Source organism: Alcanivorax limicola, assembly GCF_019931215.1.
In the GTDB taxonomy this organism is placed as follows: domain Bacteria; phylum Pseudomonadota; class Gammaproteobacteria; order Pseudomonadales; family Alcanivoracaceae; genus Isoalcanivorax; species Isoalcanivorax limicola.
In genome coordinates this window covers 704,159-729,067 of record NZ_JAIOUB010000001.1, presented here as the reverse complement: position 1 = coordinate 729,067, position 24,909 = coordinate 704,159, and the positions used below count along the sequence as shown (strand labels likewise).

17 protein-coding genes and 2 tRNA genes are annotated in these 24,909 nt (G+C 60.5%); 13 read left to right on the top strand and 6 right to left on the bottom strand.

The features are described 5' to 3' along the window. Positions 1–53: 53 nt before the first annotated feature. The 6 genes from K8B33_RS03195 to K8B33_RS03170 all read right to left on the bottom strand — a co-directional run bounded on the left by K8B33_RS03195 (position 54) and on the right by K8B33_RS03170 (position 8,488). Positions 54–2,051: an acetyl-CoA carboxylase biotin carboxylase subunit gene (locus K8B33_RS03195; protein ID WP_223423214.1), complete on the bottom strand. Its 1,998-nt coding sequence runs from the start codon at positions 2,049–2,051 to the stop codon at positions 54–56. A 35-nt stretch (positions 2,052–2,086) separates the two neighbouring features. Next, on the bottom strand, positions 2,087–2,917 hold the full coding sequence (locus tag K8B33_RS03190) for an enoyl-CoA hydratase/isomerase family protein (protein WP_223423212.1): 831 nt from the start codon (positions 2,915–2,917) through the stop codon (positions 2,087–2,089). Positions 2,918–2,986: 69 nt separating this feature from the next. Beyond that, positions 2,987–4,147 (bottom strand): acyl-CoA dehydrogenase family protein, encoded by a 1,161-nt coding sequence (locus K8B33_RS03185; RefSeq protein WP_223423210.1) that lies wholly within the window; start codon positions 4,145–4,147, stop codon positions 2,987–2,989. A gap of 48 nt (positions 4,148–4,195) precedes the next feature. After that, positions 4,196–5,812, bottom strand: a complete 1,617-nt coding sequence (locus K8B33_RS03180; protein WP_223423208.1) for an acyl-CoA carboxylase subunit beta — start codon at positions 5,810–5,812, stop codon at positions 4,196–4,198. Next, positions 5,799–6,701, bottom strand: a complete 903-nt coding sequence (locus K8B33_RS03175; protein ID WP_223423206.1) for an SDR family oxidoreductase — start codon at positions 6,699–6,701, stop codon at positions 5,799–5,801. The genes K8B33_RS03180 and K8B33_RS03175 overlap by 14 nt, the downstream gene beginning before the upstream one ends. Then, positions 6,701–8,488, bottom strand: a complete 1,788-nt coding sequence (locus K8B33_RS03170; RefSeq protein WP_223423203.1) for an acyclic terpene utilization AtuA family protein — start codon at positions 8,486–8,488, stop codon at positions 6,701–6,703. Before K8B33_RS03170 ends, K8B33_RS03175 begins: the two co-directional genes overlap by 1 nt. Positions 8,489–8,703: 215 nt before the next feature. Here K8B33_RS03170 and K8B33_RS03165 point away from each other — a divergent pair, with 215 nt between their 5' ends. From K8B33_RS03165 to K8B33_RS03105, 13 genes are all read left to right on the top strand, one after another. Further along, the gene (locus tag K8B33_RS03165; RefSeq protein WP_223423200.1) at positions 8,704–9,324 is read left to right on the top strand and encodes a TetR/AcrR family transcriptional regulator; all 621 of its coding nucleotides are present in this window, start codon (positions 8,704–8,706) and stop codon (positions 9,322–9,324) included. After that, positions 9,314–9,505: a hypothetical protein gene (locus tag K8B33_RS03160; RefSeq protein ID WP_223423198.1), complete on the top strand. Its 192-nt coding sequence runs from the start codon at positions 9,314–9,316 to the stop codon at positions 9,503–9,505. The genes K8B33_RS03165 and K8B33_RS03160 overlap by 11 nt, the downstream gene beginning before the upstream one ends. 140 nt (positions 9,506–9,645) lie before the next feature. Further along, positions 9,646–9,721, top strand: a tRNA-Val gene (locus K8B33_RS03155). 60 nt (positions 9,722–9,781) lie between these two features. Beyond that, a tRNA-Asp gene (locus K8B33_RS03150) sits at positions 9,782–9,858 on the top strand. Positions 9,859–10,408: 550 nt separating this feature from the next. Further along, positions 10,409–11,776, top strand: a complete 1,368-nt coding sequence (locus tag K8B33_RS03145; RefSeq protein WP_223423196.1) for a hypothetical protein — start codon at positions 10,409–10,411, stop codon at positions 11,774–11,776. Positions 11,777–11,933: 157 nt separating this feature from the next. Next, positions 11,934–13,004: a cyclic nucleotide-binding domain-containing protein gene (locus K8B33_RS03140; protein WP_223423194.1), complete on the top strand. Its 1,071-nt coding sequence runs from the start codon at positions 11,934–11,936 to the stop codon at positions 13,002–13,004. 184 nt (positions 13,005–13,188) lie between these two features. Then, positions 13,189–14,076 carry an NAD(+) kinase gene (locus K8B33_RS03135; RefSeq protein ID WP_223423191.1) on the top strand — a complete coding sequence of 296 codons (888 nt, stop codon included), beginning with the start codon at positions 13,189–13,191 and terminating at the stop codon, positions 14,074–14,076. A gap of 76 nt (positions 14,077–14,152) precedes the next feature. Continuing rightward, positions 14,153–14,452, top strand: a complete 300-nt coding sequence (locus K8B33_RS03130) for a YeaC family protein (protein ID WP_223423188.1) — start codon at positions 14,153–14,155, stop codon at positions 14,450–14,452. Continuing rightward, positions 14,445–17,072: an aminopeptidase N gene (gene pepN / locus K8B33_RS03125; RefSeq protein WP_223423186.1), complete on the top strand. Its 2,628-nt coding sequence runs from the start codon at positions 14,445–14,447 to the stop codon at positions 17,070–17,072. The genes K8B33_RS03130 and pepN overlap by 8 nt, the downstream gene beginning before the upstream one ends. A gap of 266 nt (positions 17,073–17,338) precedes the next feature. After that, positions 17,339–19,435 (top strand): DUF1302 domain-containing protein, encoded by a 2,097-nt coding sequence (locus K8B33_RS03120; protein WP_223423183.1) that lies wholly within the window; start codon positions 17,339–17,341, stop codon positions 19,433–19,435. Positions 19,436–19,489: 54 nt separating this feature from the next. After that, complete coding sequence (locus K8B33_RS03115; protein ID WP_223423180.1) at positions 19,490–20,893, top strand: DUF1329 domain-containing protein; 1,404 nt, start codon at positions 19,490–19,492, stop codon at positions 20,891–20,893. 131 nt (positions 20,894–21,024) lie between these two features. Next, a complete protein-coding gene (locus K8B33_RS03110; RefSeq protein ID WP_223423178.1) occupies positions 21,025–22,071 on the top strand; it encodes a WD40/YVTN/BNR-like repeat-containing protein in 1,047 nt (348 codons plus the stop codon). Between the two features lie 17 nt (positions 22,072–22,088). After that, positions 22,089–24,479: an efflux RND transporter permease subunit gene (locus K8B33_RS03105; protein ID WP_223423176.1), complete on the top strand. Its 2,391-nt coding sequence runs from the start codon at positions 22,089–22,091 to the stop codon at positions 24,477–24,479. The last annotated feature ends 430 nt before the right edge of the window (positions 24,480–24,909 follow it).

The window sequence follows — 24,909 nt, the reverse complement described above, 5'->3', positions numbered from 1 at the left end:
GCATGTACAAGGTCCAGTACCTTAACCGGCGGGCCCTCGCAGGGCAAGCTGGCTCAGGCTTCCGGGGCGTCCGGGGTAATAGAAAGCAGGATCTGTTTACCCTTTACCTGATCGCCGTTACGCACTGTCACGGACGCAACAATACCGTCCACATCAGACGTCAGACTGTGCTCGATTTTCATGGCCTCGAGCAACACCATGACTTGACCTTTGCTCACCTGGTCGCCTTCTGCGCAGCGTACATCGAGGACGGCGCCGTCCATGGGCGCACGAATCTGGCCGGTGCCGGCGCCAGCAGTCGTGGCGGGGGGCGCATGAGTCACGTCGCTGATACTGAACACCTGTCCTGCATCATCGAGCCAGAGTTGTGTCCCGTCCCGGTGCCAGGCCGGTTGGCGTATCACGCCATCCACTTCGATGGATTGGTTGTCGATGCATTGGTTGCTGGCGCCCAGTCGCACGGTGTGCTGCTGGTCGCCGACGGTGACATCAAGCACGCCGGGACCCGCAGTGGCGGACACGGCAAGCGATACGGTTTGCCGGGTGTCGCCCTGCAGCAGCACCAGGCGCTGTGTGTGCGGGCCGCTGTTGCGCCAATGTCGAGTGGTCACCGGAGACTGACTGCTGAGCAGGACGGCAGCGATGGCCCAGTGGTGGCTCTGCGGTGCCAGTGCATGCATGCCGGCATCATCGGCAAAGTCCGCACCGATAAAGGCGGTGGTGGCCGCGCCCTCGGCGAAGACCGGGTGGCGCAGAATGGCGGCCAGGAAGCGACGGTTATCGGTGACACCAAAAAGGTGCGTGTCCTCGACGGCGCGGATCAGGCGTCTGCGGGCGTCCTCGCGGGTGTCGCCCCAGGCGATGATCTTGGCCAGCATGGGATCGTAGTGGCTGCCGACGCGATAGCCGGCGCGCAGGCCGTGATCAATGCGCACGCCTTCGCCTGAGGCGGGCTGCCAGGCCAGTACCGGACCAGTCTGCGGCATGAAACCTGCGGCGGGGTCTTCGGCGTACAGGCGCACTTCCATGGCATGGCCATTGAGTTGCACCTGGTCCTGGGTCAGCGGCAGTGTCTCACCGCGGGCCACGCGAATCTGCCAGGCGACCAGATCCAGGCCGGTGATCAGTTCGGTGACCGGGTGTTCTACTTGCAGGCGCGTGTTCATTTCCAGGAAGAAGAAGTCGCCTTTATCGTCGAGCAGGAATTCCACTGTGCCGGCGCCCACATAGTCGCAGGCTTTGGCGGCCTGGACGGCGGCTTCGCCCATGCGTGCGCGCAGGGCGTCGTCGACGGCCGGGGAGGGCGCTTCTTCTACCACTTTCTGGTGCCGGCGCTGCACCGAGCAGTCACGTTCGCCCAGATGAATGACGTTGCCGTGGGTGTCACCGAAGACCTGGATTTCCACATGGCGCGGGCGCATGACGGCGCGCTCGAGAATCAGTTCGTCGCTGCCGAAGGCGTTCTTTGCCTCGGAGCGGGCGCTGCGCAGCTGTTCCGGAATGTCGCTGGCATCGGTAACCACGCGCATGCCACGGCCGCCGCCACCGGCGGATGCTTTAATCATTAGCGGCAGACCGATGCGTTTTGCTTCCTTCAGCAGTTGCTCGTCGCTCTGTTCTTCGCCTTCATAGCCGGGAATGCAGGGCACACCGGCGTCCTGCATGGCGATCTTGGACAGGCGTTTGGAGCCCATCAGGTGAATCGCGTCCACCGGCGGGCCGATGAAGACGATGCCTGCAGCCTGGCAGGCGCGGGCAAACTCAGCGTTCTCGGACATGAAGCCATAGCCGGGATGCACTGCGTTGGCGCCGGTGCGGCGAGCGGCGTCCAGGATGGCGGTCATGTTGAGATAGGACTGGCTGGCCGTGGCCTCGCCGATGCAGACGGCCTCGTCGGCGAGCTGCACGTGCAGGGCGTCGCGGTCGGCGTCGGAAAATACGGCTACCGTGCGGTAGCCCAGGTCCCGGGCCGTACGAATCACCCGGCAGGCGATTTCACCACGGTTGGCAATCAGGATCTTGTCGAAAGAGGTCGGTGCGCTTGCGCTCATACCTGGGCTACCTGTTCTGGCGGTTCCGGAATCAATTATTCAGCCCATGTGGGCAGGCGTTTCTGTACAAAGGCCATGGTGCCTTCGGTGCCTTCGTCGCTGGCGACGGCGCGGGCAAAATCCTCGGCGGCCTGGTCCAGCACCTGGTCCAGCGGCTGGCTCAGGGTGTTGAGGACCAGCTGCTTGGTCTGGCGATTGGCCTCCGGGGCGCAGCGACGAATCTGCTGCAATGTCTCGGCCAGCCGGGCATCCAGCTGCTCTGCGGGCAGGCTTTCATGCACGATGCCGAGCCGCGCGGCTTCGGCGCCGTTGAAGCGGGCACCGGTCAGGGCCAGACGACGGGCCTGGGTCAGGCCGACACGTTGCACCACGAAGGGGGCGATTTGTGCCGGGATTACCCCCAGGCCGGTTTCCGGCAGGCCGAACTGGGCTGTGTCGGCGGCCAGCGCCACATCGGACACGCAGGCGAGGCCGAAGCCACCGCCGAGCACAGCGCCTTCGAGCACGGCCACGATCACCTGAGGCTGCTGATTGGCGCGGGTGATCATTTCGCCAAAGCGGCGATTGAGATTGCGGAACGCCCGGGCATCGCCGGAGGCGGCCTGGGCGCGCGCGCCGGCCATGTCCTTGATGTCGCCACCGGCGCAGAAGTGCCCTTCGGCGCCGCGCAGGACGACAGCACGGATGTGAGTGTCTGCCGCGATGGCGTCGAACACCGCCATCAGCTCGTTGACCATGGCGAGACTCATGGCGTTACGGGCTTTGGGGCGATTCAGCGTCACATGCAGAAACGGTCCGTCCTGATGCAGGATCAGGGTTTCTGTTGCGGGCAGTGTTGTGGGCAATGTCGTGGTGCTGGGTGCCATAACGTACTCCGTTGAACACCAGCCGCCTCAGCGCTTTTCAGGGCGGCGGCTGGTGCGAGTCGGCTTGTCTTATTTCTTTTTCTTGCCTGGTAGAATGTCCATCGTCTTGCAGATGATGCCGAGCATGATCTCGTCGGCGCCGCCGCCGATGGAGGCCAGGCGGCCATCACGCCAGGCGCGGGAGGCGGGGTTTTCCCACATGTAGCCGTTGCCGCCCCAGTACTGGATGCAGGCGTCGGCGACTTCCCGGGACAGGCGGCCGGCCTTGAGTTTGGCCATGGACGCCAGTTGCAACACGTCCTTGCCGCTGACGTACTCTTCGCAGGCGCGCCAGATCAGGCTGCGCAGCAGTTCCACTTCGGTTTTCAGTTCTGCCAGGCGGAAATGCACGCTCTGGTTGTCCAGCAATGGCATACCAAAGATTTCACGCTCACGAGCATAGTCGGCGGTCAGCTGGATCAGTTTGTCATAGCCCTTCAGGCCGGAGACGGCGCCCCACAGACGTTCCTCCTGGAACTGGATCATCTGCATCATGAAGCCCATGCCTTCGGCGCCGATCAGGTTGCGCTGCGGCACCCGCACATTGTCGAAGAACACCTGCGCGGTCTGTGAGGAACGCATGCCCAGCTTGTTCAGCGGCTTGTCCACGGTGATGCCGCCGGCATCTTTCGGCACGACGATCAGTGACTTGTTCATGTGCGGCTTGCCATCGGAGGTGTTGGCCAGCAGGCAGAAGAAGTCAGCGGTGGGGGAATTGGTGATCCACATCTTGGTGCCGTTGATGACATAGTCATCGCCGTCTTTTTTCGCGGTGGTCTTGATGGCGGCTACATCGGAGCCAGCATGGGGTTCGCTGACGGCAATGCTGGCCACCATGTCGCCGGCAATGGCGGGGGCCAGATACTGTTTGCGCAGCTCATCGGAACCAAAGCGGGCCAGCGCCGGAGTGGCCATGTCGGTCTGCACGCCGATGGACAAGGGCACACCGCCGCAGTCGCACAGGCCCAGCTCTTCCGCCACGGCCAGGTTGTAGGAATAGTCCAGACCCAGGCCGCCGAATTCTACGGGCTTGCTGACGCCCAGCAGGCCCAGGTCGCCCATTTTCTTGAAGATTTCATGGGTGGGAAAGGCGCCTGCGGCTTCCCATTCCTCGACGTGCGGGTTCAATTCTTTTTCAACAAAGTTGCGCATGGTGCGGCGCATTTCTTCATGTTCCTGAGTCAACAACATGGAATGTCTCCTGTAATGAACATCGGGCTGTAATGAACGCCTGGCGGTTCAGAGGCGGGCAACGCCAAAGGTAATGGGATTAAGTGGGCGACGTGCTGCTTCGCGGCAGACGTCCAGGACAAAGGACACCACTTTGCGCGTGTCGCGCGGGTCAATGATGCCGTCGTCCCACATATGCGCGGTGGCATACAGGGCCGTGGACTGACTATCGAGCTTCTGCGCGGTGCTTTGTTGCAGCATCTCGAGGACTTTTTCGTCGGGCTCCATGCCCATGGCGCGTTGTTTCTGCTCGGCGACGATGCGCAGCACCATACCGGCCTGCTGGCCGCCCATGACGGCAACGCGGCTGTTGGGCCAGGCAAAGATGAAGCGCGGGTCAAGACCGCGGCCGCACATGGCATAGTTGCCAGCACCATAGGAGCCACCGATGACAATGCTGATCTTCGGTACGCTGGCGTTGGCCACTGCCTGAATCATCTTGGAGCCGTGCTTGATGATGCCGCCCTGTTCCGGTTCGGTGCCCACCAGGAAGCCGGTGGTGTTATGCAGGAACAGCAACGGGCGGTTGCTTTGCTCGCACAGCTGGATGAACTGTGCGGCCTTGGCGGCGCCCTGATGGGTGATCGGGCCGTTATTGCCGATCACGCCCACCGGGTAGCCTTCCATCATGATCCAGCCGCAGACTGTGTGCGCATCCCAGTCGTTCTTGAAATCGAGAAAGTCGGAATCGTCGGCGATGCGGGCGATGATTTCGCGCACGTCGTAGGGCTTGCGCGCATCGTCGGGCACGACGCCCAGCAGTTCTTCGGCGTCATAGCGAGGCGGATTGAAGGTTTTTTCCGGCACCGGCGGAAGCTGATCCTGCCAGCCGATCTTTGCCATGATATCCCGCGCCATGCGGATGCCGTCGGCATCATTTTCGGCAACATATTCAGCGGTGCCGGCCACCCCGGCGTGCATCTCGGCGCCACCCAGCTCCTCATCGGTTGCGACTTCGCCGGTGGCGGCTTTCAACAGCGGCGGGCCAGCCAGAAACATCTTCGCCTGATTGCGCACCATGATGCAGTAATCAGACAGGCCGGGTTGATACGCGCCGCCGGCGGTGGCGTTGCCGTGCACCACGGTGATCTGTGGAATGCCCAGCGCGGACAGGCGCGCTTGATTGGCAAAGGTGCGTGCGCCCTCAACAAAGATGTCGGCGGCGTAGTTGAGATTGGCGCCGCCGGATTCGGATAGCGACACGATGGGCAGTTTGTTTTCCCGGGCGATTTCCTGCAAACGCAGGCTCTTGCGCAGGCCCGCGGGGGTGATGGTGCCACCCTTGATGGCGGAGTTGCTGGCCGCGATCAGGGCGCGAACGCCACTGACGTAGCCGATACCGGCGATACTGCCGCCGCCGGCTTCGGTGCCGTCACGATCGTCGTGCATCATGTAGCCGGCCAGGCTCTGCAGTGCCAGGAACGGGGAGCCGGGGTCCAGCACGCGGGCAACCCGGTCATTGGGCAGCAGCTTGCCGCGCTTTTCGAATTTTTCGCGTTGGGCTTCCGCTTTTTCCACGACTTTCTGTTCGATGGCGCGGAATTCTTCCACCGCGCGCCGCATGGCTGCGCAGTGCCGGGCAAATGCGTCGCCGTTGACATCCAGTTGCGTCTCAATCACTGGCATCGCTGTTCTCCTGAGCCTGATCGCCGTGCTGGAAAAGCGCCGGAGCTACGGCACGGTGGAAGCCGTCAAACGGCTTGCTGTTGTTGTGCTCGGGCAGCGGCCAGATGGCGATGTTGCCCTGGCTGGCCGCGCCGTCGACACGCAGTGTGTCGCCACTGATAAAGGCGGCGGCGTCACAGAGCAGGAAGCAGATGGCGCCGGAGATTTCCGCTTCTTCGCCAAGCCGCTTCAAGGGCACGGCGGCTCTGAGGGTGCGGATGGTCTGCTTGAAGCTTTCCGGGTAAGTGTCCATGCCGCTGGAGGCAATCCAGCCGGGGGCAACCGCGTTGACGCGCACGCCGGCGCAGCCCCATTCGTAGGCAGCGGTGCGGGTGAAGTTTTCCATGCCCGCCCGGGCCGCGCCGGAATGGCCCATGCCGGGCATGCCGCCCCACATGTCAGCGATGATATTGACGATGCTGCCGCCGCTCTGGTTCATGCCCTGGGTGAAGACTTCACGTGCCATCAGAAAACCGCCGGTAAGGTTGGTGCGAATCACCGTCTCCCAGCCTTTCTGGTTGATGAAGGCGAGGGGGGAGGGGAACTGGCCGCCGGCGTTATTGACCAGGCCATGCACTTCACCGACGGCACTGAAGATCTCCGCCACGGTGGCTTTTACTTTTTCTTCTTCACGAATGTCGCAGGTGAACCACAGGGCGGTGCCGCCGTCTTCGGTAATTTCCGCTTGCACGGTTTTCAGCTTGTCTTCCTTGCGACCCACCAGCACCACGCGGGCGCCGAGGCTGGCCAGCTCATGGGCGGTGCAGCGGCCGATGCCGCTGCCGCCGCCGGTGACGATGATGTTGCGACCGGCGAACAGGTCGGGGCGGAATACGGAGCGGTAAGACATCAGTGGTTCACCTCTTTGGCGATCTGGTCAGAAACAGGCACAGGAAAATCGAGCAGTTGCTGGGCAAACGCCTTGCCCTGGGGATCAATCCGCAAGGAGGCAATGCCGCCACCGCCGAGGGCGTTCCTGAGCAGGAAGTTGAAGGCATTGAAGCCCGGCAGGGTCCAGCGTTCCACGCTGCTGTGTTCAGCGTCCAGCACATGCTGCATGTAGTGGGCGACGGCGTCGCTTGTTAGCGCGGCGTTGATGAACGGCAGGTAGGCCGCCTTGCGCGCGATCACGCCGATATTGGCGTGGTTGCCCTTGTCGCCGCTGCGCGCCCAGGCCAACCGAATCAGTGGCACAGTGGTGTTGCCGGTGGCGCTGTCATAGCTGTGATCAGCGGGCAGGGCGGCCGTGTCGAACGGGACGCCGGTGGGCACGCTGACAGGCAGCTGCTCGCCGCCCATGTCCACCTGGTTGTGCACCTTGTCCTTGCTGACCAGGGTGGAGAACAGACGGATGCGCGGAAAGGGTTTGGGCCGGCCGCCCACGATGCCGGTCAGGCCCGGCGCCATGCCGGTGGCCGCCTGGGCGATTTCCCGGGCAAATACACCCAGCGCCTTGCGGTCATTGTGCATGGCGGCAATCTTGACGATCACCTCGCGGGTGTCGCTGCGTTGGCCCTGCGCCCCATAGGTGGCTTCAGTGCCCAGCAATTCCACCGAGGTGTCGCGGAAGTCGTCCATGCCGAGCTGTTTCAACAGGCCGCTGGTCTTGCGCAGAATGGCGTCGGCGACGGCCTGGCCTTTGCGGGCTGCATCTATGCCGCCGATCATGAAGCTGGCGGTGATGCGCTGACCGTCGGGCCAGGTAGCGGACACCTTGTACTGATCTGTGGGCGGGCGGCCGCGGGCGCCGGTCACGCGCACCTGATTGTCGCCCACCTGTTCGAGCTGTACCTGCGTGAAATCACATACGACATCAGGCAATAAATAGGCGCGCGGGTCGCCGATCTCGTAGACGATCTGCTCGCCCACTGTCGCCGGGGTGATCAGACCACCAGTGTTGTCCGGCTTGCACACGACGAAGCTGCCATCGGCGGCGCACTCGGCCACCGGGAAGCCCATGTTGTGATAATCGGGCACCTGCTCCCAGTCGGTGAAGTTGCCGCCGGTGCACTGGGCGCCGCATTCGATGACGTGGCCCGCCAGTGAGCCCTGGGCAAGCTTGTCATAATCGTCGTCGGCCCAGCCGAATTCATGCATCAGCGGGCCGAGCACCAGCGCGGAGTCGGCGATACGCCCCGTCAGCACGATATCGGCACCGGCATCCAGGGCGGCCTTGATGGGCAGGGCGCCCAGATAGGCGTTCATGGTCAGAGTCATGGGGGGCAGGGCTTGCCCGGTTTCCATTTCGACGGCATCGGCGAATTCGTTACGGCGTGTATTGATGTCGTCGCCTTCTACCAGGGCGATCTTCAGGTCGACACCGGCGGCGCTGAAGGCGTCTTCCAGTGCTTTGCGGCAGGCGTGCGGATTGACGCCGCCGGCGTTGCTGATCACCTTGATGCCCTTGTCGCGGATATCTTTGGCCAGCGGTGTCATCACCTGGGTCACGAAATCGTGGGCGTAGCCCATGCTCGGGTCTTTCATGCGCGCGCCGGCCATGATCGAGAGGGTCACTTCGGCCAGATAGTCGAACACCAGATAGTCGAGGCGTGTCTGGCGTACCAGCTGGAAGGCGGCGGTATTGGTGTCACCCCAGAAACCGGCGGCGCAGCCGATGCGTACAGGTCCGGTGCTCATGCTCTGCTCCTTGGAGACCGTATGAAGATAATGAGCGGAACGTTACCAAGCAAGCGCTTGGTTTGTAAAGCGCCCTGAAGCATAATAAGGTGATTCGAGGCAGGTAGCGGCGCTGGCAACGCGTATTGCACAAATGCGGTCAGTGCTGATAATTGCGCCAGCAGTGGCGCGAAGCACACTCGACAGGGTACGCGACAGCACAACAGGGGATTTCAATGGCGCAGGCACACGCAACACGGTCGGTAACCGGTGGTATCCACGGGATGGACGACTCACCGCGCGGCAAGCTGCTCAGCGCCGCTGCCAGGCTGTTCCGCGACAAGGGCTTCGATCGCACTACGGTGCGGGACATCGCCCGGGAAGTGGGCATCCAGAGTGGCAGTATCTTTCATCATTTCCCGACCAAGGACGATATCCTGTTTGCGGTCATGATGGAGGTGATCCGCTTCAATACGGCCCGTCTGCGTGATGCCTGTACCGAGTACCCCGAGCCGCTGCCCCGGCTGGAGGCGCTGATCCGCGCTGAGCTGCAATCGATTATCGGCGATACCAGTGAGGCCATGAGCGTGCTGGTCTACGAATGGCGTTGCCTGTCGGAGGACCGTCAACAGGAGGTGCTGGCCCTGCGCGCGGTGTACGAAGAGATCTGGACGGACTGTCTGGAGGCCCTGCGCGCCCAGGGGTTGCTTGAGGATGATGCCTTTGTGGTGCGACGACTGATTACCGGGATGGCAAGCTGGGCGAATACCTGGTTTGACCAGCATGGCAGCCTGAGCCTGGAGGCGCTGGCGCATATCATCGTGCGGCGGGTCATTGGTGAGCCCCGTGATCGGTAATGTGACGCCCTGGGGCGACCAGGGGTACACCATCCTGGAGGAAGGGGAGCTCAACCCGGGCACCCATCGGCTGGAGGTGAGGCACTATCTGGTGGCGGATCGTAGCGGGGAGACCCTGCCGCAGCGATTTCCCAGCCTGGAGGTGGCGCGCTCCTATATCGAAGAGATAGGGAAGGCATAGCATATCCCTGAATTGAGTGATAAATCGGCGCTTCGCTGTTTTTTTGAGCGAACAGCAGCAACCCGCGGTAGTTTGGTGAAAACTAAGGTGAAAAAGCCGTTGACACCCCCGCGGAAATCCCTAGAATGGCGGCCTCTTTCGGGTGGTTAGCTCAGCTGGGAGAGCACCTGCCTTACAAGCAGGGGGTCGGCGGTTCGATCCCGTCACCACCCACCAGTTTTACCCTGGCCTGCAGTACCGGTCAGGTTGTGTGCAAGGTAAGACGTTTTAAAGAGTGGAGCGGTAGTTCAGTTGGTTAGAATACCGGCCTGTCACGCCGGGGGTCGCGGGTTCGAGTCCCGTCCGCTCCGCCACTCTTTAAACGCTTTCTTCCTCCCCGAACATTCTCAGAACATCCTCAGATCCTCGAATCCGATCCCTGACAGTCGCCTGTTCTCCCTGGCCGTTTGTGCCTGAACCTTTCGTTTCATCTTCTTGTCACACCTGTCGGTGCATGCTGTGTACTGTCACTCACTATAAAGGAGAGCAAGATGGACGAAGTTATTGACGAACGGCTGGAGGAGCGCCTCTGGCTTGAAGCCCTCGAAGACGAGGATAACGAGGATACAGACGACGGCTACGAGTTATAGCTGTCGTCTTGCTGTTTGCGACCACATCCGCACCAACCTCTCTCATTCCCCGATTCTTCGCCATCGCCACCGCCGCAGCATCATGCCTGGCTTGCAATCCGCCCGGTTCGCGCGCTGCGTCACACTGAGGCGATCCCCTGCGCCGGCTATCTTTCCTTTATCTGCAATCCGCGTCACACTCTCAGAAAATTGCCTGACTATAATCAGCCTCGGATCTCTGCTGTCTCAGAGTTCCCGCTAATGGCCCAGGGCAGATGATAACAAGGAAGCCGCTATGAATATGTCGTCCGTCACCTCCGAGGCTGTGCTGTTTTTTGGTGAGCGGGGCGTCACCAAGAGCATGCTTTACTCTGATTTCGAGGCGATTCTCGACGGCATGGTCGGTGTCCCGGAATTTGCCGACGAGGAAATGCGCGGCGCTTACTGCATGGTGGATGCGCGCCTCACCGTTGTGGGCATGGTGTTGTTCCTGATCAACTTCGATGAGGACGGCATGGCTGACACGGCCTGGAACGTCCCGCTTCGACATCTGGCCGAGCATGGTGGGCCCGGCCCTGACATGGGGGCTGGCCCAATCCGTCTGGCCTGCCGCAGCCAGTGTCCCGTGGCCTGGCATCAGGAGCAACTCTGGGACCCGGCGATGAAGCCCGGTGCCAACGATTTCGTTTTCGTGCGGGATGTGCTGCGTGAGCGTGGCCGCAAGATGGGGCTCTACGTGGACGATTCTGCGCCGCCCCCGCCGCTGACCCCGCCGCCCGTGGTCAATGCGCCGCAACAGATTCCCACGGTGGCGCCCGCCGCAGAATCGCGCAAGGCCGAGCAGGAACGTGTACGGCTGGCGCGTACCATCAAGGAGCTGCGCCTGCGGGTGCAGACGCTGGAGAACGGTCACCGGGAAGAGGTGGCGCAGTTGCGCTACGCGCAGCAGCAGAAAGAAGAGATTCTCAGCACCCAGCTGGAAAAGGTGCTGATGCAGTTCAAGACCCTGAAATCCCAGAACGAAGCGTTGCGCGAGCAGAATGTGTCCCTCAAAGAGCAGGTGGGTTCCCTGAATCACAGTCTTGAGGAGCAGGCGCGCAAGCAGGCCAATCAGGGCGGCGAGATCGAGATTCTCACGGAGCAATACCGGCTTGCCCTGGCGCAGCGTCTGGAAGAGGAGCGCGCCAGGCTGGTCGAGCAGATGCATGCCAAGGAACTGGAAGTGCTGGATCGGGAAGAGAAGATTTCGGCACTGGAGCAAGACCTGCGTGAGGCGCGTCGTGAGCAGATCAAGATGGCCAATTCCGGCGCCCAGAAGTTACTGGAAAAACTGCAGGCGCTGGGCCTCAACTTCATCGCGTTTCATCCGGGGGCGGGTCATGTGTCGATCAGTGCCCAGGAGATTTCCGATTACATGCAGAACCCCATCGCCTATGCGGCACGCAAGTGTCTGGTGACGGAAGAGCATTACCGCGCCTGGTTGCGCCACTACGAAAACCCGGTGTGCCAGGTAGAGTGCGAAAATAGTCAGATTTGTGGCAAACGCGTCATACGTGTTGATGTACCCAACCAGTTCAAACCCGGCGCTTCAGACCGCAATGCCAACCGTTGCCCCAAATGCCGCTCCGACAGCGCCATCGATAACGTGCTGAAGTTCAAATAGTCATGTTGGGCAGCACATGAAGTGTGCGCCATGTCACGGATGGAGAAGATAAACCGGCCGCGCTTGCCTTAAGGCTGTATAGCCGAGCAAGCTGGCATACAAGCTGCTTCCAACATTGCGCGTAAGACATTGTGCGCTATATAAGGAGAACAGAGTCATGGGTCAGGGCCCGTCCATCGACAAGAGCCTGCTGCAAACATTCGTACCCGTGAACGCCCTCAGCGGCGAGCATCTGGAGCGGCTGCTGGATCAGCAGGAGGTGCGTCAGTATCAGCCCGGCGAGCTGCTGTTCGATATTGGCGACCGGGATAACACTACCGTGTACCTGCTGAGCGGGGAGGTGGAACTGGAGACGGCTGACGGTGCTTCGCAACGTGTGTCGGCCGGTGGTGTGGAGTCCTGGCATCCGCTGGACCATCATCAGCCACGGCGCAGCAGAGCGCGAGCGATCACCGCTGTGTCGGTGGTGCTGTTCGACAGTTTTCGTCTGGATACTTTGCTGGCCTGGGATCAGTCCGTGGGCTATGTGGTACTGGATATCAATGCCAATGCCGCCTATGAAGGTGACCGGGAGTGGATGATTCGCCTGCTCAAGTCGCCGTTGTTCTATCAGGTACCGCCGAGCAACATCTTCGAGATATTCCGCCGCCTGAAGCCGCGCAAGATGAAGACAGGCGAGGTCATTATCCGCCAGGGGGATGACGCTGATTGTTGCTTCATCATCAAGGACGGTATCTGTGAGGTATCGGTGCTGGTGTCCGGTGCATCCGAGATGACGCCGGTAGCCATGCTGGAAGCAGGGCAGTGGTTTGGTGAGGAGGCGTTGCTGACCGGTGCGCCGCGCAATGCCACCATTACCATGGCCACCGACGGTGTGGTGATGCGCCTGGATCGTGCGGACTTCGACGAGTTGCTGCGAGAGCCGGCGGTGGATTCCATCGGCGCCGGTGACGCCCTGGAGCGGGTATCGGCGGGTGCGCGCTGGCTCGATGTGCGTACCCCGGACGAGTATGCCCAAGGGCATCTGCCCGCTGCATTGAACATGCCGTTGAATGTCCTGCGGCTGAAAAGCCGGTTGCTGGACCCTTCACGCACCTATGTGGTGTATTGCGACACCGGTCGTCGCAGCACCTCCGCGGCGTTTCTGCTGCGACATGCCGGTATCCGCGTGCATCTGCTCGAGGGTGGCCTCAACGCCAGCCCTGACGTGCTGCAGCTCGGGGACTGATTCCAGGCCGCGTGCTGCATGGCGCTGAAGCCCGGATAAACGTTACCATGTGCCCCTGAAATGCGCTGCGGCGTGTGACGGGGCAACAGTCGCTCCCATGGGTTGCCAGGCCCGTCATATCTCCCCGCAGTAACCCGTCAGCTGGCACTGCCCGTCGCAGAGCCCCCATGCAGAGGCGTTTCGAGTGCCACGCGATACATTCCGCAATATCGGCCTGGTTGCCCGCTCCGGCAGCGAACAGGCGTTGTACTCCCTGCGCCAGCTGGTGCATTTTCTGCAACAGCGTGGCTGTAACGTCATTCTCGAGAAAACGCTGACGCCGGAGCTGGCCGATCTTGGGCTGCAGGCGGGTTCCCGCAAGCAGATCGGACAATCCTGTGATCTCGTCATTGTGGTCGGTGGTGATGGCTGCCTGCTTGGCGCGGCGCGCACCTTTGCCGGCTATGACGTGCCGGTGCTGGGTATCAACCGGGGGCGGCTGGGTTTTCTCACCGACGTGCTGCCAGCAGAGCTGGAGCAGCGTGTCGGGCAGGTGCTGGATGGCGACTATCTGGTGGAATCCCGCTTTTTGCTTGATATGGAGCTCAATCGTGGTCGCAGTGTGGCGGGCCACGGTGCCGCGCTCAATGACGTGGTGCTGCTGTCCGGGGATAGCGTGCACATGATTGAGTTCGAGCTGTTTATCGACGGCCTGTTTGTCTACAACCAGCGCTCGGACGGCCTGATTATCAGCACGCCGACAGGCTCGACCGCCTATGCGTTGTCCTGTGGCGGGCCGATCATGCATCCGGCGATTGATGCCATGGCGCTGGTGCCATTGAACCCGCACACGCTGACGAGTCGACCGCTGGTGGTCGGTGGCAACAGCGAGATCAAGCTGCGGGTGACGTCGTTCCGGCAGGAGCCTCTGGTGAGCTGTGATGGCCAGCAGGGCATACGCGTTGAGCGGGATGATGTCATCGCAATACGCAAGAAGCCCCAGCGTCTGAAGCTGCTGCATCCGCCGGGGCATGATTTTTACGAGGCCTGTCGCTCCAAGCTCGGCTGGAGCAGCCGGCTGGGACAGGACTGACAGACGCATTCGGCGCGCTGCAACTGCATACAATACACCCCCGCAGGACCCCCTTAGTCTGGTCAAGGTGACGGTAATGACCCCACAGAGTTTCGAAGAACTGATTGACGGCATGACCATGGAGGTCTGGCACAACATGCGCCGTGCCGTGGAAACCGGCCGCTGGCCGGATGGCCGTGTGCTGAGTGCCGAGCAACGTGAATTGAGTCTGCAGGCAGTGATCGCCTGGGAACTGCGCAACAATGTGCCGGAAGCCGAGCGCACCGGCTATGTGGCACCGGCTGGCTGCAGCAGCCATGCTGATGAAGCGCAACCCGTGACGCTGCGCGCATCCCGCGACAACACACCCGGCCAGGAGGGCGATGACCATGCGTGATGGACAAGCGGCCCAATCGGCCATTCGGCTGGCGGATTATCGCCCCCCGGCGTTTCTCGTTGACCAGGTGACCCTGGATGTGGATCTGCGCGAGACCGGTACCCGCGTCAGCGCCAGCCTGACGCTGCGGCGTAACCCGGCGCCCGAGGCAGAGCAGGGTGACTGTGTGCTGGACGGTGTGGCGCTGACGCCTGAGCGCATTGCGGTGAATGGCGAGCAGCTGGCCGATGATCGCTGGCACTACGATGGCCGCCATCTGACACTGCGGGCTTTGCCGGATCAGTGCACGCTGGACACCGTGGTGACGATTGCCCCGGAGACCAATACCGCACTGGAAGGCCTGTACGTATCGAAAGGCATGTTCTGCACGCAATGCGAGGCCGAGGGTTTTCGGCGCATTACCTTTTTTCCGGACCGGCCGGATGTGCTGAGCCGTTTCGTGACGACGGTGCGTGCTGACAAGGCGGCGTTCCCGGTGCTGTTGTCCAACGGCAATCCCGTCGCGCGCGGTGACGAGGGCAGCGACAGACACTGGGTGCGTTGGGAAGATCCGTTCCCCAAACCCTGTTATCTGTTCGCGCTGGTGGCGGGCGATCTGGCCTGTCTGGACGATGTGTACCGCACCGGGTCCGGCCGGGACATCAGTTTGCAGATTTACGCCGAGCCGCGGGATCTGAACAAGCTGGACCATGCCATGGCGTCGCTGAAAGCGGCCATGGCCTGGGACGAGAAGACCTACGGCCTGGAATACGATCTGGATATCTACATGATCGTCGCCGTCAGTCATTTCAATATGGGCGCGATGGAAAACAAGGGCCTGAATATTTTCAACACGGCCTGTGTGCTGGCGCACCCGGCCACGACCACTGACGCCGGCTTCCAGCGCGTCGAAGCCGTCGTGGCGCATGAGTATTTCCACAACTGGTCCGGCAACCGGGTGACCTGCCGTGACTGGTTTCAGTTGAGCCTCAAGGAAGGCTTTACGGTGTTCCGTGACCAGACATTCTCTGGCGACATGAATTCTGCCACGGTCAAACGGGTCGAGGACGTCGACATGCTGCGTGCCGTGCAGTTTGCCGAGGATCGCGGTCCCATGGCGCATCCGGTACGCCCGGCCGAGTATCAGAAAATCGATAACTTCTACACCGTCACGATCTACGAAAAGGGCGCCGAGCTGGTGCGCATGCAGCACGAGTTGCTGGGGCCGGAGGCGTTTCGACGGGGCACAGATCTGTATTTCAGCCGCTTCGATGGCCAGGCGGTGACCACCGATGATTTTGTCGATTGCATGGAGCAGGCCGGCGGGCAGGATCTGAGCCAGTTCCGGCGCTGGTACAGCCAGGCCGGTACACCGCAGCTGACGGTGCAGGATAGCTATGACGGCACCACCTACACCTTGACCCTCAAGCAATCCACGCCGGCGACACCTGGGCAACCCGAAAAGTTGCCACTGCTGGTGCCGGTGGCGATGGCGTTGCTGGGCGCGGACGGGCAGCCCTTGCCGCTTTCTGCAGACGGTCAGACAGAGACGGTGTTGCAGCTCACTGAAGCGCAACAGCAGGTCAGCTTCGAGGTGCCAGAGCGGCCCGTGCCCTCCCTGTTGCGCGGTTTTTCTGCGCCGGTGGAGTTGAATTACGACTACAGCACGGAGCAACTGCGGTTTCTGCTTGCCCACGATACGGACGGCTATTGCCGCTGGGATGCTGCGCAGCGCCTGTATCACGGTGCTGTGCAGCGCCTGCTCGACGAACCCCGGCAAGCAGAGGCAGAAGCTGCCGCACTGGTCCCGGCGCTGGAGCAGGTGCTGGCGCGCGCGGCGGATGATCCCGCAGCGACGGCGCTGTTGCTGACCATACCTGGCGAAGTCGCTTTGGCGGATCGTTTGCCGGTACTGGATGTGGATGGCGTGCATGAGGCGCGTGCGGCACTGGTTTCGGCGCTCGGGCGACAACTGGCGGCGCAGTGGTGGGTGCAGGTGGAGGCCAACGAGACCTCCGGGCCCTACCGCCCGGCGGCGGACGATATCGGCCGCCGCAGCCTGCGCCACCGCGCGCTGGGCTATCTGGCTGCGGCCGGTGACAAGCAGATGGCTGATTTCCTGGGCGACTTATGCCGCAATGCCGACAATATGACCGATGAGCTGGGAGCGCTGCGGCTGTTGTGCCATTACCGTCTCGCAGGCAGCGAGGCTGCCCTGGCGGCGTTCGCCGAACGCTGGCGGGATGAAGCGCTGGTGATGGATCAGTGGTTTGCCGTGCAGGCCAGTGTGCCGGGCGCTGCCACCCTGTCGCGGGTCGAGGCCTTGCTGGCCCATGATGATTTTGACTGGCGTGTGCCCAATCGAGTGCGCGGCCTGCTGGGCACGTTTGCGGGCGCCAATCCGACGGCGTTGCATGCTGCGGACGGCAAGGGATATGAGCTGTATACCCAATGCCTGGCGCGGCTGGATACGGTGAACCCCCAGGTGGCTGCGCGCATGGCCAACGCCTGCGCCCGACTGCCGCGATTGCCGGTTCCCCGGCAGACACTGCTGGCCCAGGCGCTGGAACAGTTGCTCGCCGGCACGGTTTCGGACAACCTGCGGGAGGTACTGGAAAGAATTCTGGCCTCCCGGGATTGATCCGGGAGGCGGGATGCTGCGCAGCCGGACTGTTGCGCAGTGGTAGGGGTAGACAAGTGTGAAGGCTTGTCTGCCGGGCAGAGGACCGGAAAGTCATGGTTTACTGTGGCTAATCGGTCAAAATTAGGTTTGAATATACGAAAATAAACCTAGACACCCCCCGTGGGGCGTCTGGTAAAAAGGGAGAGCGTTCCGGTAAGCATTGGCCGGATCGTCAAAATAACAAGGCGCTAACGCTACAAGCCTCGCAATCATGGAGTTGCGTAATGAAGAACAAGACCATGCTGAAGTCACGTCTGGCGGTATCCATCGCCAGTGCGTCACTGTTCGGTGCCCTGGCCATACCAGCCCAGGCCATTCAACTACAATTCGATAACCCCAATATTTCCGGTCGTCTGGATACCACGCTGTCTGCCGGGGCGCTGTTTCGAACCCAGGGACAAAAAAGAGAGCTGGCGGCTATCGAGGATCCATTGGTGATGGCCCAGCGTGGTTACGCCACGCAGCTGAACAAGAACGACGGCAACAACAATTTCGATACCGGTCTGGCGTCACTGGTCGGGCGTATCTCGTCGGAACTGGCCCTGGATTTCGGTTCGAACTACGGCTTGTTCGTGCGTGGTACATCTTTCTATGATGCTGTGATCATGGAAGGGGGCCATGACGGCGGGATCATTGATGTGGGTGTCCCGGGTCCGCGTCCCGGCTTTGGTGGTGTGAACCGCTATGCCGATTTCTCGCAGCATCCGAACAACGGGATGGGCGACCGTTTCAGCCGCCAGACGAAGGACTGGGCCGGGCAACGTAACCAGTTGCTGGACGCCTACATCTGGGGCGAGTTCATGGTCGCGGACAGACCGCTGACTGTGCGTGCCGGCCGCCAGGTCATCAACTGGGGTGAGGCGCTGTTCATCCAGAATGGTATCAACACCGCCAACTACATTGATCTTGCCGCACTGCGACAGCCGGGTGCCGAGATCCGTGAGGCGCTTCTGCCACTGACATCACTGTATTTCTCCTACGGTCTGACGATGAACCTCACTGCTGAGGCGTTCTATCAGTTTGACTGGAAGAATACGGAGGATGCGCCGGCGGGCAGCTTCTACTCTACCAACGATGCTTTCCCTGGTCGTGGTGCTAACAACGTCGTGGTTGATGGTCGTTTGTTGGCTGCGGGTTCATCCCCCCCCAACCCCGCTTTGGCGGACGCAGCAGCAGCATACACCCGCGCCAACTATGGTATGACCGGCATCAATGGCTACCAGTATGAGCAGACACAGCTGACGGTAAATCGTACCCGCGACGACGATGCCAGTGACAGCGGTCAGTTCGGGCTCGCGTTCCGCTACTTTGCTGACGCCTTGAACGGCACTGAATTCGGGCTCTTCTACACCCGGACCCATGCCAAGCTGCCGGTGGTCGGTTCTCAGTTCGGTGAACTGGACGCTGCCCGTTGTGATGCTGCAGCCATGGAACTCGCTGGCCTCAACTGCGCTCAGCTTGGTGCGATTGATCCAGCGGCGGCAGTTGGCCTGAATGTCATTCAGCAGATTGACTCCACCAACTACCACATGGCCTATGTCGAAGACGTTGACATGTTCGGTCTGAGCTTCAGTTCCAATATCGGCAACATGGCGCTGTCCGGTGAAATTGCTTACCGGCCCAAGCAACCGGTGATCAACGAGGTGGGTGACAACCTGATTCAGGCGCTGGCCCAGACGGCGCAGGGTGTGGTGTTGGGCACCGCTACGGTGGGCGATCTTACTAACCATTGTATTCGTGCAAGCCTCGGTGGCAGCTGTCTTGATCAGAGCACCCCGATTGACCGCGACACCATCTACTATGCCTATGATGAAGCGAAGATGACCAATGCCTCGCTGGTCAGCATCTTCAACCTCGGTTCACACGCAGGTGCCAGCAACGTGGTATTCCTGTTGGAAGTCGGTGCAGAGCATGCTGGTGGCCTGGATAGCCGCGACCCCAACGGCAACAAGCTTTACTACAACTCCACCGCAGCCATTCAACTTGGCGAAGCCCAGAATCGCACGCCCAATGACGTATACCGTACTTATCTGGATGAGTTCTCCTGGGGTTACCGGTCCGTGCTGCGTGCAACCTATAGCGACGTTCTCGCCGGTGTTTCCGCCGCACCTTTCCTGAACTTTGCGCATGACGTCGAAGGCAATTCGGTCATTGGCGGCAACTTCATGGAGAACCGCAAGGCCGGTACGCTGGGTGTGAACTTCGCGTATCAGAACAACCTGGAGGTGGGTCTTGCTGCTACGGCATTCTGGGGTGCGGGCTACAGCAACAAGCTGCGCGATCGGAACAACGTCGCCCTGTCCATGCGGTACGCGTTCTAAATAACAAAATGCCGGAGGTATTACCTTCGGCAAAGAATTCTGACGGAGAGTGACATGCTGAAAAAAATATCATTCGTTGGAAGTGCGCTGGCTTTGTCGCTGGCGCTGGCTTCCGGGGTCCAGGCAGGTGTTTCTGCGCAGGAGGCTGCGCGCCTCGGCAATGACCTGACACCGCTGGGTGGTCTCAAGCGGGGTAACGGTGCGGATGTAAGCACCCCGGACGGCATTCCCGCCTGGACCGGCTTTGATCGTGGCCAGATACCCAGTTCCTATACACGGCCGGGGCAGCATCACCCGGATCCGTTCCCCAATGACCAGGTATTGCTGAACATCAACAACCAGAACAAGGGGCAGTACGAAAGCCGCCTGCCTCGCGGTGTTCAGGCCTTGATGGAAACCTATCCGGATACGTTCAGCATCAACGTATACCGCAGCCGTCGCACCACCTCGGCACCGGATTGGGTCTATGAGAACACCAAGAAGAACGCTCAGACTGCCAAGCTCGGTGCAACTGGCATTACCGGCGCTTTCGGCGGGACACCGTTCCCGATTCCTCATGGCTCCAATGAGGAAAGAGCGCAGCAGGTGATCTGGAACCACATCATGCGCTGGCGCGGCATTTACATTGTTCGTCGTGCTTCAGAAGTGGCCGTTCAGCGTAACGGCTCCTACTCGCTGGTGACGTCGCAGCAGGAAGTGTACTTCCGCTATTACGATCCGGAACTGTCTGAAGACGCACTGGACAACATCATCTTCTACTACCTGTCCTTCACCATGGCGCCTGCGCGTCTGGCGGGCGGTGCGGTACTGGTGCATGAAACCCTGGATCAGCGTAAATTGCCGCGTCAGGCGTGGGGCTATAATGCCGGCACCCGTCGCGTTCAGCGCTCACCAAACCTGTCATTCGATACGCCTATCGCCGCATCTGATGGCTTGCGCACCGCGGATGACACGGACATGTACAACGGTTCTCCGGAGCGCTACAACTGGAAACTGTTGCACGATCAGCCGGTGGAAATGTACATCCCGTACAACAACTACCGCATTGATGATCCGTCGGTGAAATACAGTGATCTGCTGATGACCGGCCACGTCAATCCTGAGCACGCGCGCTGGGAGCTGCACCGGGTATGGGTGGTTGAAGCGACCCTGAAGCCGGGCGAGCGGCACATCTATGAGCGTCGCGTGTTCTACATCGACGAAGATTCCTGGCAGATTGCTGTGATCGACCAGTATGACCGTCGTGGCGACCTGTGGCGTGTCAGCATGGCCTTCATCAAGAACTACTACGAAGTGCCATCACAGTGGACCGCGCTGGATACCTTCCATGATCTGCGTGCACGCCGCTATCACGTACAGTTCCTGTCCAACGAAGAGTCCTCGGCTCTGGACTTTACTCAGCCAGCTCCGGGTGATCAGTACTTCCACCCGGCGGCGTTGCGACGTCGCGGCCGATAAGTTCGGTTACCGAATGGAACATGTTGTATCGGTTTTTCGTATTAATATGAAGTGAACTGCCGGGCACGCGCACTGCGTGCCCGGTTTTTTCAGTTTGTGTACAGGATTGACGGCCTTAGCTGGGTAACCTCATGAAATATTTCTTTGCGCTTGGCCTGATGGCCATTTTCAGTACCGCGCAGGCGGATGCGGTGGGAGCCGATGATCCGTTGTTGCGTGGAACGATTTATGTCGATATTGCACGTGCCGGGGATCGTGTTGTGGCGGTGGGGGATCGCGGTCACATTGTGTACTCAGATGATGAAGGCAAAACCTGGCGTCAGGGCGAAACGCCCACCCGCGTATTGCTGACGTCCGTGTGCTTTTCTGATGCACAGCATGGCTGGGCAGTAGGGCATGACGCGGTGGTGCTGGGCACACGCGACGGTGGCCAGACCTGGGCCAAGCAGTACAGTGACGAGATCATCGTCGATGCCATGGATGACGATGATGAGTATTACGATGATGACGACTACTACGATGACGACCTGTATGGCGACGACCTGTTCGGCGATGCGGGCCCTATCGATACCTCTGGCGCCCCGTTACTGGACGTGTGGTGCGATACGCCTGACCGGGCGGTAGCGGTGGGTGGTTATGGTTATCTGGTGGAAACCACCGACGGTGGTGACAGCTGGGAGCGGCTTTCTGGCCGCTTGCCGGATGACGAGGGTTGGCATCTCTACGCGATTGCGCCGCTGGACGGCGAGCCGAATACGCTGATCATTGCCGGTGAGCGCGGCACCCTGTTCCGTTCCCGTGACCGCGGGCAGGAATGGGAGCGTCTGGAAAGCCCGTATCACGGCACTTTCTTCGGCATTACCAGTTCGGATTCCCGCACCTTGCTGGTGCATGGCCTGCAGGGCAATGTCTGGCTGAGCCGGGATCGTGGCGACAGCTGGCAGCGTGTCAGCAGCGGTGTACGCAGCGGCGTGAACGATGGCGCCGTGTTGGCGGACGGCACGATTGTGCTGGTCGGCAACGCTGGTGCAATGCTGACCAGCCGGGATCAGGGCGCCATGTTGTCCCTGCGCTTTCTGAGTGGAAGACAGACCGTATCCGCAGTGCTGGCCCGCAAGGGCGGTGGTGTGATTATTGCCGGCGCGGGTGGTTTGCGCGTGCTTGAAGACGTTCGATAACGGCGGGGATCAGAATAATGACGGGTAAATTTTCATCCGCAATGGCCCGGGGACTGTTCTCCATTCGTCCTCTGGTCTTGTTCGTATTTGTTGCCGTGACAATCTTTCTCGGTATTCAGGCCGCTGGCATCCAGGTCAACACGGATGTGCGCAAGATGGTGCCCATCAACCACCCCTACATCCAGAATTTCCTGGAACATCGCAATGATGTTGAACTGGGTAACGATGTCCGGGTGATCGTGGCTGATGTCAGTAATGAGGATATCTTCAACGAAGCCTACATGACTGCACTCCGTGAAATCACGGACGAGGTTTTTGCGCTGGAAGGTGTCGACCCCTCCAAGATCAGTTCCCTGTGGACACCGGATACCCGGTGGGCGGAGGTGACCGAAGACGGGTTTGAGGGTGGCGAAATCATCCCGCCGACCTACGATGGTACCGCAGAGAGCCTTGAGCTGTTGCGCACCAATGTGCTGCGTTCACGCCATGTCGGCCGTCTGGTCGCGGATGATTTCCGCTCCAGTATCGTGCATGCCAACCTGCTGGATGTGCTTGCCGCGGACTCCAGTGTGGATATCCCCGAGCTGTCTGCCGCGCTTGACGATATTCGTGAGCGCTATCAGGCGCAGTACCCCGACATTCGCATTCATATCGTCGGTGCGGCCAAGATGGCCGGCGACGTCATGGCTGCTGCGGCTGAGGTAGCACTGTTCTTCTTCGTGACCATGGCCCTGACAGCGCTGTTGCTGTTGATTGATACGCGCAGTCTGAGAGCTTCTGTCGTCGTAACCGCCTGTTCATTCATTGCAGTGGTCTGGCAGCTGGGGATCGTGGCAGCGCTCGGTTTTACCATCGACCCTTACTCGATGCTGGTACCGTTCCTTGTGTTTGCCATCGCCGTGAGTCATGGGGTGCAGGTCGTCAATGCGCTGTCCAACTTCGCAGCGGACGGGCTGGACAAACTAGGTGCGGCGTCATCGACCTTTGCGGCGTTGGCGGTGCCGGGTATTGTGGCGCTCGTCAGTGATGGTATTGGTTTTCTGACGCTGTATATCATCGAAATTGGCGTGATTCGTGAATTGGCGATTGCCGCCAGTGTCGGTGTTGCGGTCATCATTCTGACCAACCTGGTCATCGTACCGATCGTACTGTCTTACCTGGGCGTAGGTGAATCTGCCATCAGCAAGATCCGTATCAAGCGTGACGGATCACATCCGCTGGCGAATTTCTTCACGCGCTTCACGCGTCCCGGTTGGGCTGCGGCTTCCATCCTTCTTGCGGTGGTGGGTTACGCAGGCGGTATGTGGATAGCCAAGGACATTCAGGTGGGTGATCTGGATAAAGGTGCCCCCGAGCTCTGGCCAGATCCCTGCGAGGATATGGATTGTCCGCGCGGCTACATCCCGGATCGGAAGTTCCAGTACAACCACGACGTGAATATTCTCGTGGCCAATTACAGCGTCAGCGCGGACGTGCTGGTGGTGATTGGCAAAACGCCGATGGAAGGCTGCAACAGCTACGGTGCCATGCAGCAGATCGATGATCTGACCTGGGAACTGCAGCAGGTGCCCGGTGTGCAGGATGTGACGACTATCGCCTCTACGGCGAAGTTGATCAGCGCCAATACGAACGAAGGTAACCTCAAGTGGGCGACTATCTCCCGCGATCAGTTTGCATTGAACAATGCCATGATTTTCATGCCGGACTCGCTGTATAACCTGGATTGCAGCGTTACACCGCTTTATGTGTTCCTGGATGATCATCGCGCAGAAACGTTGAACAACATCACTGAGGCAGTGGCGGCATACGCCGAGAAGCACAACAATCCTGACGTGATCGAGTTCAAACTGGCGTCGGGTAACGCCGGGGTGGAAGCCGCGACCAACCAGACCATCGCCGCCAACCAGTACCGCATGCTGGCGCTGGTCTATGGTGTGGTATCCATCCTTTGCCTGATTGCCTTCCGCTCTATCCGTGCGGTGCTGTGTATCATCATTCCGCTGGGTCTGACGTCCATTCTCTGTCAGGCACTGATGACCTGGATGGGCATTGGCGTGAAGGTGGCGACACTGCCAGTGATCGCGCTGGGTGTGGGTATCGGGGTGGACTACGGTATCTATATCTATAACCGATTGGCGAGCTACCTGAAGCAAGGGTTGCCACTGGAAGAGGCTTATGCCGAAACGCTCAAAACCACGGGTAAGGCGGTTGCCTTTACCGGTCTGGCGTTGGCGGTTGGTGTGGTCTTCTGGGTGTTCTCATCCATCAAGTTCCAGGCCGATATGGGTATCCTGCTGACCTTCATGTTCTTGTGGAACATGATCGGGGCGCTCTGGCTGTTGCCGGCCCTGGCGCGCTTCCTGCTCAAGCCGGAAGAGATGGCTGCGAAGGCGGCACGCCAGCGCTGAGGCAAGAAGCGCTGGATCGACCCGGAAAACGCCCCGCTCAGCGGGGCGTTTTTTTTGTGCCGCCGCACCATGAGTGCTCAGTTCTCAATGACTTACGCTGCCATTGGCCAATGTAATTGAACCTGCTGATGTATGCATTGAGCCCGGATCATGTAACGGTTTGAATCCGGTCGATGCCCCGCCAGGATTGCGAAAAATACGGCAAATACAGGCTAAATGCCCGCAAATGTATCGCTCCCGGCCGCTTTTTGCCCTCAAACAAAAGACAACAAAACGTCACTCATCTCTGTGGTTTACGCTCCGGTATTTGTTTTGAATTGGCGGTATCAGAGCTGTCCTGACTCGTCTTTCACGGTGAGTCCCCAAAAAAAGCGGCTCGATAACAAAAAGTGCTGATTGCTACGACATTTGACGGAGGCTTGCACCATGC